11 protein-coding genes, 1 tRNA gene and 1 pseudogene are annotated in these 16,136 nt (G+C 74.1%); 4 read left to right on the top strand and 9 right to left on the bottom strand.

Annotation, left to right across the window (positions count from 1 at the left end; translation table 11 throughout):
• The first annotated feature begins 124 nt into the window (after positions 1-124).
• A complete protein-coding gene (gene ppc, locus DMB38_RS12055) occupies positions 125-2,917 on the top strand; it encodes a phosphoenolpyruvate carboxylase (RefSeq protein WP_125935175.1) in 2,793 nt (930 codons plus the stop codon).
• A 120-nt stretch (positions 2,918-3,037) separates the two neighbouring features.
• Here the strand turns inward: ppc and DMB38_RS12050 are convergent, their stop codons facing one another.
• From DMB38_RS12050 to DMB38_RS12020, 7 genes are all read right to left on the bottom strand, one after another.
• Positions 3,038-3,733: a hypothetical protein gene (locus DMB38_RS12050; RefSeq protein ID WP_125935174.1), complete on the bottom strand. Its 696-nt coding sequence runs from the start codon at positions 3,731-3,733 to the stop codon at positions 3,038-3,040.
• Between the two features lie 165 nt (positions 3,734-3,898).
• Positions 3,899-4,489 (bottom strand): aminoacyl-tRNA hydrolase, encoded by a 591-nt coding sequence (gene pth / locus DMB38_RS12045; protein WP_125935173.1) that lies wholly within the window; start codon positions 4,487-4,489, stop codon positions 3,899-3,901.
• An 82-nt stretch (positions 4,490-4,571) separates the two neighbouring features.
• Positions 4,572-5,186, bottom strand: a complete 615-nt coding sequence (locus tag DMB38_RS12040; RefSeq protein ID WP_125935172.1) for a 50S ribosomal protein L25/general stress protein Ctc — start codon at positions 5,184-5,186, stop codon at positions 4,572-4,574.
• Positions 5,187-5,377: 191 nt separating this feature from the next.
• Complete coding sequence (locus DMB38_RS12035; protein WP_047016171.1) at positions 5,378-6,355, bottom strand: ribose-phosphate diphosphokinase; 978 nt, start codon at positions 6,353-6,355, stop codon at positions 5,378-5,380.
• Positions 6,356-6,451: 96 nt separating this feature from the next.
• On the bottom strand, positions 6,452-7,930 hold the full coding sequence (glmU, locus tag DMB38_RS12030; RefSeq protein WP_125935171.1) for a bifunctional UDP-N-acetylglucosamine diphosphorylase/glucosamine-1-phosphate N-acetyltransferase GlmU: 1,479 nt from the start codon (positions 7,928-7,930) through the stop codon (positions 6,452-6,454).
• Positions 7,931-8,046: 116 nt separating this feature from the next.
• Positions 8,047-8,117 (bottom strand) — tRNA-Gln (locus tag DMB38_RS12025).
• A gap of 7 nt (positions 8,118-8,124) precedes the next feature.
• The gene (locus DMB38_RS12020) at positions 8,125-9,033 is read right to left on the bottom strand and encodes a hypothetical protein (protein WP_206337683.1); all 909 of its coding nucleotides are present in this window, start codon (positions 9,031-9,033) and stop codon (positions 8,125-8,127) included.
• A 157-nt stretch (positions 9,034-9,190) separates the two neighbouring features.
• Here DMB38_RS12020 and DMB38_RS12015 point away from each other — a divergent pair, with 157 nt between their 5' ends.
• Positions 9,191-10,768, top strand: coding sequence for a sensor histidine kinase (locus DMB38_RS12015; RefSeq protein ID WP_125935170.1), 1,578 nt, complete (start codon positions 9,191-9,193; stop codon positions 10,766-10,768).
• A gap of 46 nt (positions 10,769-10,814) precedes the next feature.
• On the opposite strand, the gene DMB38_RS12010 is transcribed toward DMB38_RS12015, so the two are convergent.
• On the bottom strand, positions 10,815-11,345 hold the full coding sequence (locus DMB38_RS12010) for an SUKH-3 domain-containing protein (protein ID WP_125935169.1): 531 nt from the start codon (positions 11,343-11,345) through the stop codon (positions 10,815-10,817).
• Between the two features lie 3 nt (positions 11,346-11,348).
• Positions 11,349-11,852: a YwqJ-related putative deaminase gene (locus DMB38_RS12005; protein ID WP_125935168.1), complete on the bottom strand. Its 504-nt coding sequence runs from the start codon at positions 11,850-11,852 to the stop codon at positions 11,349-11,351.
• Between the two features lie 366 nt (positions 11,853-12,218).
• On the opposite strand from DMB38_RS12005, the gene DMB38_RS12000 reads away from it, so the two are divergent.
• Together DMB38_RS12000 and DMB38_RS11995 are read left to right on the top strand one after the other, a co-directional pair.
• The gene (locus DMB38_RS12000) at positions 12,219-13,202 is read left to right on the top strand and encodes an SMI1/KNR4 family protein (RefSeq protein WP_107086110.1); all 984 of its coding nucleotides are present in this window, start codon (positions 12,219-12,221) and stop codon (positions 13,200-13,202) included.
• Positions 13,203-13,209: 7 nt separating this feature from the next.
• Positions 13,210-16,067, top strand: a pseudogene (locus DMB38_RS11995) (SUKH-4 family immunity protein).
• The last annotated feature ends 69 nt before the right edge of the window (positions 16,068-16,136 follow it).

The following is a 16,136-nucleotide window of genomic DNA, read 5'->3' as shown; positions in this document are numbered from 1 at the left end:
ACCCGGGCAGCGAGCAGCGGCGACTAGTCTGGGGGCGTCGGACAGCGCGGTCCGCACCCCGGCCCGCCGCGCGCCGCCGCGCACGGGCGGAAACACCAGCGCCGCACGCCAAGGAGCCGCACCAGTGACCAGTGCCGACACCCACGCGCCCCGCCCCGCCGGAGCCGCAGGCCCGGACCCGGACGCCGCGGCCGCCGGCAACGCCGAGCTGCGCGCCGACATCCGGCGCCTCGGCGACCTGCTCGGCGAGACGCTCGTCCGCCAGGACGGGCCGGAACTGCTGGACCTCGTCGAACGCGTACGCGCCCTGACGCGCACCGACGGCGACGCCGCCGCGGAGCTCCTGCGCAAGGTCGACCTGGAGACCGCCGCCCGGCTCGTGCGCGCCTTCTCCACCTACTTCCACCTCGCCAACGTCACCGAGCAGGTGCACCGCGGCCGCGAGTTCCGCGCCCGCCGCGCCGCGGAGGGCGGCAGCCTGGCCCGTACCGCCGACATGCTGAAGGACGCCGACCCCGCGCACCTGCGCGAGACCATCGCCAGCCTCGGCGTACGCCCCGTCTTCACCGCCCACCCCACCGAGGCCGCACGCCGCTCCGTCCTCACCAAGCTGCGCGACGTGGCCCGCCTCCTGGAGGCCGACGAGGGCGCGTCCACCGCCGACCGCCGCCGCTGCGACCGCCGCCTCGCCGAGGACATCGACCTCATCTGGCAGACCGACGAGCTGCGCGTCGTCCGGCCCGAACCCGCGGACGAGGCCAGGAACGCCATCTACTACCTGGACGAGCTGAACCGTGGCGCCGTCGGCGACGTCCTCGAAGACCTCGCCGCGGAACTGGAGCGCGTCGGCGTCGACCAGTCCGCCGTCCTGCCGCCCGGCACCCGCCCGCTCACCTTCGGCACCTGGATCGGCGGCGACCGTGACGGCAACCCCAACGTGACCCCCCAGGTCACCTGGGACGTGCTCCTCCTCCAGCACGAGCACGGCATCACCGAGGCCATCGGCCACGTGGACGAGCTGCGCTCCGCCCTCTCCAACTCCATCCGCAACGGCGGCGCCACCGAGGAACTCCTCGAATCGGTCCAGCGCGACCTGGAGGTGCTCCCCGAGATCAGCCCCCGCTACAAGCGGCTCAACGCCGAGGAGCCCTACCGGCTCAAGGCCACCTGCATCCGGCAGAAGCTCCTCAACACCCGCCGCCGGCTCGCCGAGGGCAGCGCCCACGTGCCCGGCCGCGACTACCTCGGCACCGCGCAGCTCATCGACGAACTCACCCTCGTCCAGACCTCGCTGCGCGCGCACCGCGGCTCGCTCGTCGCCGACGGCCGGCTGGAGCGCACCATCCGCACCATCGCCGCCTTCGGCCTCCAGCTCGCCACCATGGACGTACGCGAGCACGCCGACGCCCACCACCACGCGCTCGGCCAGCTCTTCGACCGGCTCGGCGAGGAGTCCTGGCGCTACCTGGACATGCCGCGCGACTACCGCCGCGGCCTCCTCGCCAAGGAACTGCGCTCCCGCCGCCCGCTGGCGCCCACCCCCGCGCCGCTCGACGAGGCCGGCACCAAGACCCTCGGCGTCTTCGAGACCGTCAGGAAGGCCATCGACGCCTTCGGGCCCGAGGTCATCGAGTCGTACATCATCTCCATGTGCCAGGGCGCCGACGACGTGTTCGCCGCCGCCGTCCTCGCCCGCGAGGCCGGGCTGCTGGACCTGCACGCCGGCTGGGCGAAGATCGGCATCGTGCCGCTGCTGGAGACCACCGACGAGCTGAAGATCGCCGACGACCTCCTCGACGCGATGCTCTCCGACCCCTCCTACCGGCGCCTGGTCTCCCTCCGCGGGGACGTCCAGGAGGTCATGCTCGGGTACTCCGACTCCTCCAAGTTCGGCGGCATCACCACCTCCCAGTGGGAGATCCACCGCGCCCAGCGCCGACTGCGCGACGTCGCCCACCGGCACGGCGTACGGCTGCGGCTCTTCCACGGCCGCGGCGGCACCGTCGGCCGCGGCGGCGGCCCCACCCACGACGCGATCCTCGCCCAGCCGTGGGGCACCCTCGAAGGCGAGATCAAGGTCACCGAGCAGGGCGAGGTCATCTCCGACAAGTACCTCGTGCCGTCCCTGGCCCGGGAGAACCTGGAGCTGACCGTCGCCGCCACCCTCCAGGCATCCGCCCTGCACACCGCGCCGCGGCAGTCCGTCGAGGCGCTGACCCGCTGGGACGCCGCGATGGACGTCGTCTCCGACGCCGCCCACGCCGCGTACCGGCGGCTCGTCGACGACCCCGACCTGCCCGCGTACTTCTTCGCCTCCACGCCCGTCGACCAGCTCGCCGAGCTGCACCTCGGCTCCCGGCCCTCCCGCCGTCCCGACACCGGCGCGGGCCTCGACGGGCTGCGCGCCATCCCGTGGGTCTTCGGCTGGACGCAGTCCCGGCAGATCGTCCCCGGCTGGTTCGGCGTCGGCTCCGGGCTGCGCGCCGCCCGGGAGGCGGGGCTCGACGCGGTGGTCGACGAGGCGTACGAGCACTGGCACTTCTTCCGCAACTTCCTCGCCAACGTCGAGATGACGCTCGCCAAGACCGACCTGCGGATCGCCCGGCACTACGTCGACACCCTCGTGCCCGACGAGCTGAAGCACATCTTCGCGGTCATCGAGGCCGAGCACGAGCTGACGGTGAGTGAGGTGCTGCGCATCACCGGCGAGTCGGAGCTGCTGGAGGCCAACCCGGTGCTCCAGCAGACGTTCCGCATCCGCGACGCCTACCTCGACCCCATCTCGTACCTCCAGGTCACGCTCCTCGGCCGGCAGCGCGAGGCGGCCGAACGCGGCGAGGCCCCCGACCCGCTCCTGGGCCGGGCGCTGCTGCTGACGGTCAACGGCGTGGCGGCGGGCCTCCGCAACACGGGCTGACCGCGGCCGGCCCGCGGGGCGGACGTACGACGTGCTCACCGGGGCGCGCGGCGCCCGCAACCGCACGCGGCCCCCACCCCCGGGGGTGAGAGCCGCGTGCGGTCTTCCGGCGGGACCCGCTCAGTGCTGGCGGCCCATGCCCCGGCGGCGGAGCACCAGGTAACCGCCCGCGCCCAGGAGGATCGCCGAGGCGATCGAGATGCCCGTCACCGACGCGCCGGTGGCGGCCAGGCCGCCCGACTCCTCGTCGCCCCCGCCCTGCGCGCCCGGTGCGTTGGACGCACTGGGCGCGGCGTCCGCGCCCTGCTCGCCGTCCTCGCCCGGCTTCCCGGGCTTGCCCGGCTCCTCCGCCGCCTGGGAGGAGTCGTCCGACGGGGTGTCGGACGGGGTGTCCGTGTCCGGCGACTCGGAGTCCTCGCACTCGGTCCAGAAGACCTTGTGCTTCGCGGCCCCGTTCTCGCCCTCCCAGTTCCAGAAGAGCTTGTAGTGGCCGTCGGGGAGGGTCATGTCCTCGGTCCGGCCGTGCCCCTCGCCGTCGAGGACGATCTCGCCCTCGTCCGCGACGGTCTTGTTGTCCCCGGTCGGCTTCCAGCCGACGATCTCCCACGTGACCTGCTGGCCGGCGTCGAAGCCGAAGGCGTCGAGATAGAACTCGCAGACCTTCGGCTCGTTCTTGCGAAGCTCCTCGCCGGTGGCGGCGTCGTGGATCTTCACGGTCCCGTTGTCGCCGCTCGCCGCCGGCGCCGGCGCGGCGGCGAACAGCAGGGAGGCGGCAGCGGCAGCGGCGACCGCGCCGATCGAAGCGATGGTTCGCATGCGATACCCAACTTCGTGAGTGAAAGGTGTGCAGAGGGAAGTTGGGGGGCGGCTCAGCTTCCGCCGCCGGCGGGGCGCCGGTCAAGCGCGTCGTGCGCCCTTCATCCCGTTTCAGGAGATGTGCTGGGAAAACCCTTTGTCACAGTCTGGTGACAGGTCGGGGGATCAGCCGTTGTACGTGTTCTGGGCGCGCTCCAGGCCCTCCGTGACGAGTGCCTCCACGGCGTCCGCCGTACGGTCCACGAAGTAGTCGAGCTCCTTGCGCTCGGCGGCGGAGAAGTCCTTCAGCACGTAGTCCGCCACCTCCATCCGACCCGGCGGCCGGCCCACGCCGAAGCGCACCCGCAGATACTCCCGGCCCAGCGACTTCGACAGCGACTTCAGCCCGTTGTGGCCGTTGTCGCCGCCGCCGAGCTTCAGCCGCAGCGTGCCGTAGTCCAGATCCAGCTCGTCGTGGACGACGACCATCCGCTCCAGCGGGACCTTGTAGAAGCCGGCGAGCGCCGAGACCGGGCCGCCGGACAGGTTCATGTACGTCATCGGCTTGGCCAGCACGATCCGCCGCCCCGCCGGACCCGGCGGGCCCAGGCGCGCCTCCACGACCTGCGCCCGCGCCTTGTGCGCCTTGAACCGGCCGCCGACGCGCTCCGCCAGCAGGTCCGCGACCATGAACCCGACGTTGTGCCGGTTGCCCGCGTACCCCGGGCCCGGATTGCCCAGGCCCACGACGAGCCACGGCTGCGCTGCGTCCGACATCTGCCGGCCCTCCCGGGGTGCGTGTGCGTGCCTGCGCGTACGGAGACGGGGGGCGGGCCCGTACGACCCGCCCCCGCGGTGCTCAGTCCTCCGACTTGCCCTCGTCGGCCGCGGCCTCGCCCTCGGCCGCCTCGCCCTCGGCCGCCGGCTCCTCCGCCTGCGGCGCGACCACGTGCAGCACCGGGTCCTCGCCGTCGACGGCGAGCGTCACCCCGGCCGGCAGCTTGACGTCCTTCGCCGCCACCGTGGCACCCGCCTCCAGGCCCTCGACGCTCACCGTCACGGACTCCGGGATGTTCGTCGCCTCGGCCTCGACCGGCAGCGCGTGCAGCGTGTGCTCCAGCAGGTTCTGGCCCGGCGCCAGGTCGCCCTCGACCTGGATCGGTACCTCGACGGTGACCTTCTCGCCGCGCTTCACGACCAGCAGGTCCACGTGCTTGAGCACCCCGGTGCGCAGCACGTCGCGCTGCACGTCCTTCGGGATGACCAGCTCGGACTTGCCTTCGAGGTCGAGGCTGATGAGCACGTTCGAGGTCTTCAGCGCCATCAGCAGGTCGTAGCTCGGCAGCGCCACGTGCCGCGGGTCGGCGCCGTGGCCGTAGATGACGCCGGGAACCTTGTCCTCGCGGCGCAGCCGGCGGGCGGCGCCCTTGCCGGTCTCGGTCCGCGGCTCCGCGGTGATCTTGTACTCGGCCATGGTCGCACTCCTCGCAGTAGGTGAGGCTGTCGGGACGGTCACCCGGCCGCGATCGGCCTGCTACGAAGAGCGCGTCGATAACGGAGCACCGAACCGGAACCGGACGGACCGGGGCGGCCTCCCTCGCCGAGCAACTCCGGGAGTCTACCCGGCGGCGAGCGGCCGCCCCAAGTCGATCTTCCGCGCTACGGCTACGCGTGCTCGTCGAAGAGGCTGGTCACGGAGCCGTCCTCGAACACCTCGCGCACCGCGCGGGCGATCACCGGCGCCATCGACAGCACCGTGATCTTGTCCAGGTCCAACTCGCTCGCCGTCGGCAGCGTGTTCGTGAAGATGAACTCGCTCACCTTCGACCCCTTCAGCCGGTCACCCGCGGGACCCGACAGCACGCCGTGCGTCGCCGCCACGATCACGTCCTCCGCGCCGTTCGCGAAGAGCGCGTCCGCCGCCGCGCAGATCGTGCCCCCGGTGTCCACCATGTCGTCGACCAGCACGCACACCCGGCCGGCCACGTGGCCCACGACCTCGTGCACCGTCACCTGGTTCGCCACGTCCGGGTCCCGGCGCTTGTGCACGATCGCCAGCGGCGCCCCCAGCCGGTCGCCCCACCGGTCCGCCACCCGCACGCGCCCCGCGTCCGGCGAGACCACCGTCAGCTTCGAGCGGTCCGTCTTCGACGCCACGTAGTCCGCCAGCACCGGCAGCGCGAAGAGGTGGTCCACCGGGCCGTCGAAGAAGCCCTGGATCTGGTCCGTGTGCAGGTCCACCGTGAGGATCCGGTCCGCACCCGCCGTCTTCAGCAGGTCGGCGATGAGCCGCGCCGAGATCGGCTCCCGGCCGCGGTGCTTCTTGTCCTGGCGGGCGTAGCCGTAGAAGGGGACGATCGCGGTGACGCTGCGCGCGGAGGCACGTTTCAGCGCGTCCACCATGATCATCTGTTCCATGATCCACTGGTTGATGGGCGTCGTGTGACTCTGCATCACGAAACAGTCGGCCCCCCGCGCCGACTCCTGGAAACGGACGTAGATCTCACCGTTGGCGAAGTCGAACGCCTTCGTCGGTACGAGGCCCACACCGAGCTGGTGCGCGACCTCCTCGGCAAGCTCGGGGTAGCCACGGCCGGTGAAAAGCATCAGCTTCTTCTGGCCGGTCGTCTTGATCCCGGTCACAGCACGTTCTCCTCGGTGTCGGGCAGGCGGCCGGGCGGGCGGCCGGTCGGATGTCCTACTCACCGTACGCCCAGTACGCCCCGGCTTCCCACGCCGTCACCCCGCCTGACCGGCGCCCTCGTCCTCCGCCGCACCCTCCCGGCGGGCCGCCTCGGCCGCCCGCGCCGCCGCGCTCCCGGGGCGCTTACGGGCCACCCAGCCCTCGATGTTGCGCTGCTGACCGCGCGCCACGGCCAGCGAACCCGGCGGCACGTCCTTCGTGATCACCGACCCCGCGGCGGTGTACGCGCCGTCCCCGATTGTGACGGGCGCAACAAGCATGTTGTCCGCGCCCGTACGGCAGTGACTCCCGATCGTCGTGTGGTGCTTGGCCACACCGTCGTAGTTGACGAACACGCTCGCGGCACCGATGTTCGTGTACTCACCGATCGTCGCGTCCCCCACGTACGACAGATGCGGCACCTTCGTCCCCGCGCCCACGTCCGCGTTCTTCATCTCCACATACGTCCCGGCCTTGGCCCCCTCGCCCAGCCGCGTCCCCGCCCGCAGATACGTGTACGGACCCACGCTCGCCCCCGGCCCGATCTCCGCCCCGTCCGCCACGGTGTTGAGCACCCGCGCACCCGCGCCGACCACCGTGTCCGTCAGCGTCGACCCCGGCCCCACCTCGGCACCCGCACCCACGTGCGTCGCCCCCAGGAGCTGCGTCTGCGGGTGCACCACCGCGTCCGGCTCGTACGTCACCGCCACGTCGAACCACGTCGACGCCGGATCCACCACCGTCACCCCGGCCATCATCGCGTCCCGCAGCAGGCTGTCGTTGAGCAGCCGGCGCGCCTCGGCCAACTGCACCCGGTTGTTGATGCCCAGGATCTCGCGGTGGTCGGCGGCCGGCGACGCACCCACCCGGTGCCCCGCGGAGCGCAGGATCCCCAGTACGTCGGTGAGATACTCCTCGCCCTGGCTGTTGTCCCGCCGCACCTGCGTCAGCGCGGACGCCAGCAGCTTCGCGTCGAACGCGAACACCCCGGAGTTGATCTCCCGGATCTCCCGCTGCGCGGCGGAGGCGTCCTTGTGCTCCACGATCCCGGTCACGGCCCCGGTCGCGTCCTCCCGCACGATCCGCCCGTACCCGGTCGCGTCCGGCACCTCGGCGGTGAGCACGGTCACGGCGTTCCCGTCGGCGTCGTGCGCCGAGGCGAGCCGGTCCAGCGTCTCGCCGGCGAGCAGGGGCGTATCGCCGCACACGACCACGACGGTCCCGTCCAGCGCCACGCCGCTCCCGGCCAGCTCCTCCAGCGCGATCCGCACGGCGTGCCCGGTCCCGTTCTGCTCCTGCTGCACCACGGCCCGCGCCTGCGGCGCGATCTCCCCGAGATGCGCGGTGACGGCCTCCCGGCCGTGGCCGACGACGACGACCAGATGCTCGGGGTCCAGCTCTCCGGCGGCGGCGACGACGTGCCCGACGAGCGAGCGACCACAGATGCGGTGCAGGACCTTGGGGGTCGCGGACTTCATTCGGGTGCCTTCGCCCGCGGCGAGTACGACGACGGCTGCGGGGCGGTTCGCGGTCACGTGAGGTCCTTACGCAGGCGGAATCGGGGGTACGGGCAGGATACCGAGGCCATACGCGTCGGTAACGCAAACGGGCCCCGGCGGTTGCCGGGACCCGTGGGCCCTCTGTGCCGAGGCTCCCGGGGAAGGAATCGAACCCTCATTCAATGGACCAAAACCATTTGTCCTGCCATTAGACGACCCGGGATAGTTCATCACCTATGTCCGATTCGGTGATCGGGGTGATGCGCGGCCACCACTATGCCGTACCACCACCCCTCGATGCGACGGTACAGCTCAGCGCCGTCCCGGACCGTTACACGAAGGCATCCGTGGTAGCCCTCGCCGGTGTTCGTGCGGTTGGTCCGGGGGTTGTGCGTCTTGAGCGAGGTTTTGAGCAGAAGGCTGCGGTCCACGCCCACGTGCGCGGCCCAGAACTCCTCGGCGGCTGCGGCGTCCGCCGTCTCGTGGATCTGCACGCTGAACCGCACACGCTCCGGATCGACGTCCAGTAGGCGGAGCCAGGCCAGGAAGACGGTGATCATTCCGGGGTCGCTGTTGACGAAGATCACCCTTTCCTGCCGGCCGGGGGCTTTGGCCTTGGCTCCCTCGGACCAGTAGAGGCCCACGCCGACCAGGAACAGTTCTCTGTCGCTGAGCCGCCCGATCTCGCCGGTCGCCGCGGCCTTGGTCTGCTGTCTTTCCTTCTCCCGCCGCCGCAGCGTGGCCTCCCATCCCCGTTTCGCGATGGCCGACGCTTCCTCCGGGGTCCGGGGCGGCGGCTTGGGCAGGTCGCGTACCCACAGGGAGATCGAGCTTTTCGAGCAGCCCAGTTCCAGTTGGATCTGGTCGTACGTCTTCCCCTGCTTGCGCAACTCGCGGGCCCTCGCCCGCAGGGCGTCCTTCGCCCGCGGGCGCTTGGTCCACTCCGGGGGCGGTTCGCCTTCCAGGAGGCGGTTGAGCAGGTCGTTGTTGCCGACTTTCAGATGGTCGCGGATCTGTCTGCGGCTCAGGCCCTTCCTGCGTAGGGCGACCGCCCGGTCGCGCAGTTCCTCGAAGGTCGCGGTGCCGGTGAGCAGGCCGCCCGTGCCGTCGCCCCGGCGGCGTCGTGCTGCGTGGGTCATGGCGACCAGACTCGCCCCGGGTCCGGGCGGCGGATGCGAATATGCGGTCGATTCACCAGTTCGGGGCCTACCTGGTGGTTTCGTGTGCGTTCGAATCCGTTGCGTGCTGTTGCACCCGAAGCCCGGCACCGTGTGTTCGGCCCTTACGCTGGTTGGTATGACCGCGTCGGGGGAAGCCGTGAGCGAGGTCTCCGGGGGGCGGAGGCCGGTCTGGTGGTGGGCGCGGCGCCGGTCGATGGTGCTGGACGTGGTGCTGGCGGCGGCGTCGGCCGCGGAGTGCGCGGCGCAGGGGGTGCCGTTCGCGCGGGACGCCGGGCTTCCGCTGGGGTTCGGGATCGTGCTGGGGCTCGTCGCGGGCAGCACGCTGGTGCTGCGGCGGCGGTGGCCGATCGTCCCGGTGCTGGTGGGCATGGCCGTCACGCCCGCGGAGATGGGCTTCCTGCTGGCCGTCGTCGGCCTCTACACCCTCGCCGCCTCCGACATCCCCCGGCGCATCACCGCGGCCCTGGCCGGGATGTCCGTCTCCGCCGTGATCATTGTCACGTTCGTGCAGATGTACCAGACCTTCGAGGAGCACGACCGCGACTCGCCCTTCGTGCTGGCCGCGCTCGTCGCGCTGCTGATGTCGGTCGGCCTGACGCTGCCGCCGCTGCTGTTCGGGCTGTACGTGGGCGCGCGGCGGCGGCTGGTGGAGAGCCTGCGGGAGCGGGCCGACGGTCTGGAGCGGGAGTTGTCGCTGCTCGCGGAGCGGGCGGAGGAGCGCGCGGTGTGGGCGCGGCGCGAGGAGCGCACGCGGATCGCGCGGGACATGCACGACGTGGTGGCGCACCGGGTGAGCCTGATGGTGGTGCACGCGGCGGCGCTGGAGCGGGTGGTGCTCAACGATCCGGAGAAGGCGGCGCGGAACGCGGCGCTGGTCGGGGACATGGGGCGGCAGGCGCTGACGGAGCTGCGGGAGATGCTGGGCGTGCTGCGGATGCCGGCGGGGTCGGTGTCGGCGCCGGGGAGCGGGGCGCCGGGCGGTGGCGAGGCCGTCGTCGGCGCCGCGGCGCCGGGTGGTGCGGCGTCCGGCGCTGCCGCGTCGGGCGGTACGGCCGCGGAGGCGGCCGGCGCCGGCTTCGGGGTCGCGGTGGCCGGTGCAGGGGCCGGGGCCGGTTCCAGGGCCGGGGCCGACGGGGCCGGGGTTGCCCGGGGCGGTCCGGAGGCCGCCTCCTCCGCGGGCGGCGGTGCCTCCGCCGCCGTGGCCACCGACGCCGGCCGCCCGGCGCGCGGCGGCCCGGCCGCGGCAGCCCGTGCCGGGCAGCGCCCGCGGGATGCCGCAGACGCCGACGCCGGTGGTCCCGGGCCACGCCTGGACGATCTGGAAGCGCTCATCGGCGAGTCCCGCGCCGCCGGCATGGCCGTGGACTTCGCCGAGGAGGGCGATCCCGGCCCGTATGCCGCCGAGGTGGAGCAGACCGTCTACCGGGTCGTGCAGGAAGCGCTCACCAACGTCCACAAGCACGCCCCCGGTGCCAAGACCCGGGTGCTGCTCGCGCACCGCGTCGCCGAGGTGGCCGTGCTCGTGGTGAACGGCCCGTCCGACGCCGCCTCGCAGAGCGCCGGGCTGCCCAGCGGCGGCAACGGCCTGGTGGGCATGCGCGAGCGCGTGACGGGCCTGGGCGGCGGCTTCGTGTCGGCCGCGACGGACGCGGGCGGCTTCCGCGTCTCAGCCGTGCTGCCCGCCGGGGCGTAGCACCCGGCGCGTCCACACGCGGAAGCCCTGCCCGTACGGACGCCCGTCAGTCCGGCTCGGGCGTCAGGCGCTGCGGTTCGAGGCCGGTCACCAGCGTCACCAGTGCCTCGTCCACGGTCCTGCCCAGGAACCAGTCCCCGGCGTGATCCAGCGCGTACCCCCTGCCCTCGGCGTCGACCGCCAGCACCGCCTGCGCCGTGCTCCCGTCCGGGGCCAGCTCCGCGCCCAGCGGGCACAGCTCCGTCCGGAGCGCGCGGCCCAGGTCCGCGAGGGTGCGCGTGAGGTGCAGCCCGTGCATCGGGTCCACGTGCAGGTCCGCCGGGCCCAACTGGCGGCCGGAGCCCTCGCCGACGACGCGCAGGCCGCCGAACTCGGCCCACGCCTCGACCGCCGCCGGGAAGACCGCGTGCACGTGGCCGGCGGGCGACACATGGGCCCGCAGCGTGTCGGCCCAGGTCTCCGCCTGCCGTATGTCCCACCGGCCCGGCTCCCAGCCGGCCGCGCGCAGCGCGCTGTCGACCTCGACCGGGAAGCGCGTGTGGTGCGCGGCCAGGTCGCGCGGGTCCGGGGGGACCACGGGTCAGTCCTCTGCGTGCGCATCGCCCACGGTGCGCACGCCGAAGTGGGTGAGGAGGGCGGTGCAGGAGCGGCACGGCGGCGCGTACCGCCCGTGCAGCGGGTCGCCGTCCTCGCGGATGTGCCGGGCGGTGATCTTCGCCTGCTTCAGCGCCCGCCGCGCCTCTCCCGCCGACAGCGGCTTGCGCGCGGCGCGCTTGCTGCGGGCCGCCTCGACGGCCGTCAGGTGCCGCGAGAGCAGCACGGCTTCCGGGCAGCGCCCGGTGAACCGCTCGCGGCGGCCGCTGGTGAGCGTGTCGAGGAAGTCCTGCACCAGTGGGTGGAGCAGGGGGCCCTGGTCGGCGCGGCTCGCCGTGCAGGTGAGGGTCTGGCCGCGGACGGAGAGGGCGGCGCCGACGGCCGGCAGGACGCCGTCCCGCCGGCTGGTGAGGCGCGGCACACCGTCGCCGGGCGCCGTGTCGCGCCAGTCTGTGCGGGGGTCGGCCGCCGGGCCCGTCCCCGTCCCCATGTCCGTTTCCATGTATCCGTACGGAGTGTCCGTCAGGCCGAACGGGCGTCCCATACCGCCGTATGGATCGCCGCCGGTGAGCGGATCTGCTGTGTCTGAGCGTGCGTGCATAGCGGTAAGAGCCTCCCCCGTGAAACTCCGCTGTCTCGCGCCGTCCAGCTTGCCACATACGTACGACACGACACCCGAGGTGCCTTCCGTACCGGCGTGTGCACACCCCGCGGCCCGGTCCCGTGCTGGGCAAGTCCGTCATTGCGGAGCAGATCACGCCGCTTGCCGGGGCGCTCTCTGACCAGGGCAAGACCGCCGGCCGCGGCACCCCATAGGCTGTGTTTTGACGGAGACCAACGGCAGGGGGCACACGCGATGACGTCAGGTCGGCGAGGAACGACCGTCGCACCGCCGAACGCGGCATACGCCGGGCAGGTCGTGAACTTCCCGGACCCGGTCCGGGCCGCCAGACACCCCCGCGGCGTGCGTGTGGACGCCGACGGTTACCCGGACTTCTCCCCGTACGCGCGCGCGGCGGCGGAGATCGCCGAGCCCCCCGAGGGCTTCGGCATCGACGAGCTGCGGCTGACGGACTACGTGTCGGCGAACGCGGCGCTGCACGCGCAGGGCCACGAGCTGTGGTCGACGCTGCCGTCGGTGGCGACGCCGCACGGCTGGACCTGGCACCACGTGGCGGGGACCCGCCGCATGGAGCTGGTGCCCGCCGACGTGAAGGCGCTGCTGCGGCACCACGGCGGGCTGGCGACGGCGGCCGTCGACCAGGACAAGCGCGGCACGCGCCCGTTGCAGGAGACGCGGCCGGTGCATTTCACCCTTCCGCGTGACGGCGCGGCGGTCACCGAGGACCAGGTGATGGGTGTCGAGGAGGATCTCGGCTACGGGCTGCCGGGCGCGTACCGCGACTTCCTCAAGGCGGCGGGCGGCTGCGCGCCGGTCGGGGCGGCGCTCGATCCGGAGCTGGGGCTGCTGGTGGACCAGCCGTTCTTCACCGTGCGCGACGAGGCGGCGGTGAACGACGTGGTCTACGTCAACAAGTGCCTGCGCGACCATCTGACGAAGGACTATCTGGGCATCGCGTTCCTGCAGGGCGGGGTGCTCGCGCTGAAGACGAAGGGCCGCAGGCGCGGCAGCGTGTGGTTCTGCCCGTACGACGACGCCCGCGACCAGGGCGACTCGGGCTGGTCGGTCGCGGAGCGGGTGGAGCGGCTGCTGCTGTTCTGCGGGGAGGACTTCGACGCCTTCCTCGACCGGCTGGTGGGCGGCCCGCCGGAGTTGGAGACCGTGGCGAATCTGATGGTGGACGGCGGCTTCGCGCGCGCCGTGCCGGTGGAGGGGTGAAGAGGTAATGGTCACCTTCGCACAGGCGCAGGAGCGCGCCGACTCGTGGATCAACGGCGGGGTGCCGCAGCAGCGGCGCCGCGAGGTCAAGGTGCGGGAGTTCGAACTGGGCTTCGTGGCCTGGGCCGAGATCCCGGCGGGCGACGAGATGCCGGAGGGCTCGGGGGCGCGCATGGTCATCGCGCGTGACTCGGGTGACACGACGCTGTGGCCCGCGCTGCCGGTCGGCGAGGTGATCCGGCGCTTCGAGGAGGAGTACGGCGGCGAGGAGGCGGCGGCTCCGCGGGGCGTGCAGCCGGGGGAGCGCGTGGATTTGGGGGCGACGTCGTTCCTGCTGACGCCGCCGGAGTGGCTGCAGGAGGCGGCGGACCAGATCGGCATTCCGCGGCGCGACTCGGGGTCTTCGGGGTCGTCCGGGTCCGGCAGGTCGGGTGGCCGGCACGCGGGCGCGCCTGCTCCTGCGCCTTCTCCGGCGCCCCCGGCCGCCCCGTCATCGTCTTCCCCGTCGCCCGTCCCGGCGCCGTCTTCGGGCCCGGGTGCGCCTGCGGCGCAGGGGAGTCCGGGCGCGCCATACGGGGCCGGGGGTTCCGGGCCCGCTTCGCCGTACGCGGCCGGGGGCGCCGGTGCGTCGGGGGCCTCCTCCGGGTCGGTGGGCCCGCGGGTGGACCCGACCGCGCCCGCGGCGGCGGCACCGACCCCGTGGAACGACACCAACTCCCGCGGCGACGACGACGCGGCCTCCGTGCCGCTGCCGGAGACGGTCCTCTCCGCTTCGCTTCCCGACACCCCGCCGCCGGGCGGCCCGTACCCGCCCCCGCCCGGTGGCGGCAGCTACCCCGGCGCGCCGGGCCCGCACTCGGGCGCGGGCGCTCCGCCCGCCCCCGGCTCCGGCGGCTACCCCGGCGCTCCGGCGCCGCCCGGCGGGCCCGCGGCCCCCGGCGCCACGCCTCCTCCTGCCCCCGGCGCCCCACCCGCCCCCGGCTCCGGCAGCTACCCCGGTGCGCCGGGCACCCCGCCCCCGGGCGCCCCCGCCCCGGCACCGCCGGGTGGACCGAACGCCGTGGGAGCCCCCGGATCCACGGGCACCCCCGCCCCGCCGGGAGCCCCGAACACCCCCGGCGCCCCGGGCACTCCGCCCGGCGCCCCCGGCGCCCCGCCCGCCCCACCCGCGGCCCCCGGTGCCCCGGCCGCACCGGGCGCTCCCTCCGCACCCGGGGCCCCCGGCGCCCCGGGCGGGCCCAGCACCCCGGCCGCCCCCCAGACCCCCTCCGCCCCGCCCGCCGGCTCCGGCGGCGGTGCCGCCGACATCGCCGAGCAGGCCACCAGCAAGGCCACCCCCATCCCGCCCCCGCTCAAGGGCAAGCGGGCCCCCGGCGGTCAGGGCGTACCGCCGCCGCCCGGCGCCCCCGGCACGCCCGGCGCCGGCCGCGGCTCCGGTTCCTCGGCGCCGCCCCCGCCGTCGGCCCCGGGTGCCCCGGGCGCCGGCAACGCGTACATCCCGACCCAGCTCGTGTCGCAGGTCGACCCGGGTGCCTCCGCGGGCGGCGCACCCCCGGGCCCGCCCTCACCCCCCGGCGCACCCGGCGCCCCGGGCGCACCCGCCGCCCCACCGGCACCCGGCGCACCCGGAGCCCCTGGCGCCCCGGGGGCACCCAGCGCACCCCCGCCCCCCGCGCCCGGCCAGCCCGCCCCGCCCCCCGGCGGCGCCCCCTTCGCGCCCGGCGCTCCGGGCGCCCCCGGCGCGCCCCCCGCCGCCGGTCCCGCCCCCTTCCCCCGGGCGCCCCCGGAGCCGCCCCCGCAGGACCCGTGCCCGGCGCGCCCGGCATGCCGCCCCCCGGCGCCCCGCAGCCCGCGGGCTACGGCTATCCGCCCCCCGGCGTCCCCACCGTCGGCCCCGGCTACCTCGCCGTCCTGCGCTACCGCGCCCAGGACGGCTCCGAGCAGCAGGTCATGCGCCGCTCCGCCCCCGGCACCGCGCACCCCGAGTGGCAGATCCTGCACGAGCTGCGCGGCATGGGCGTACCGCCGCAGCAGGTCCTGGAGCTCCACACCGAGCTGGAGCCCTGCGACCTGCCCGGCGGCTACTGCTCCCGCATGATCCGCGAGACCTGGCCGCAGGTGCGGCTGAGCCACACCGCCTCCTACGGCCGCGACCACGCCTCCCGGCAGCAGGGCATGCAGCAGCTCATCGAGCACCAGGGCGAGCTGCACCAGGTCGCCGACGGCCCGGCCCGGCCGCGGCCGCAGCGCGTGCCGCTGCCGCCGCCGGGGCAGATCCCCGTGCTGCCGCCGCTGCCGCCCGAGGGGCTGGGGCACGAGCTGTACCAGGCGTTCGGGCCGCAGGGCGTGTTCCGGTACGACCAGCGGGCCGTGGCCCGGCAGGGCGTGCCGGACATCGTGGCGCAGACGCTCGTGTGGGCCGGGCTGCCGATGGACTTCGGCCCGTTCTTCTGGGGCCAGGCGCAGCCGGGCCGGCCGGTTCCGACGCTGGCGGAGCTGGCGGCGGAGCGGGGCGTGCAGGCGGCGTCCGACGCCGGTTCGTACCTCGTGATGGGCAACGACTTCGGCCGCCAGATGTGTGTCCAGTACGGGACCGCGCACATCGTCGCCGTGCCGCTGGAGGCGGCGCCCGGCGGGGGCAGCGCGCCGCCGCAGTTCGTGAACACCGGGCTGCCGGAGTTCGTGCGCTGCCTGGCGATGCTCGGCCACATGTGGCGGATGCGCTTCGGGCTCACGCCGGACCAGGCGGGGCGCTGGACGGTCGACTTCCAGTCGCAGTTGGTGGCGATCGACCCGGCGGCCCTCCAGGGCCCCGACCACTGGTGGTCGGTGGTGCTCGAACAGCTCTGGGACGGCCTGTTGTAGCCCTTCGCGGGCAGTAAGGGAACGGCCTCACCGGCTCCGCCGGTGGGGCCGTTTCGTATGTTCTTCGAC

It is taken from the genome of Streptomyces sp. WAC 06738, assembly GCF_003945505.1.
In the GTDB taxonomy this organism is placed as follows: domain Bacteria; phylum Actinomycetota; class Actinomycetes; order Streptomycetales; family Streptomycetaceae; genus Streptomyces.
Note: the sequence above shows the minus strand (reverse complement) of the source record. Positions and strands in the feature narration are given on the sequence as shown.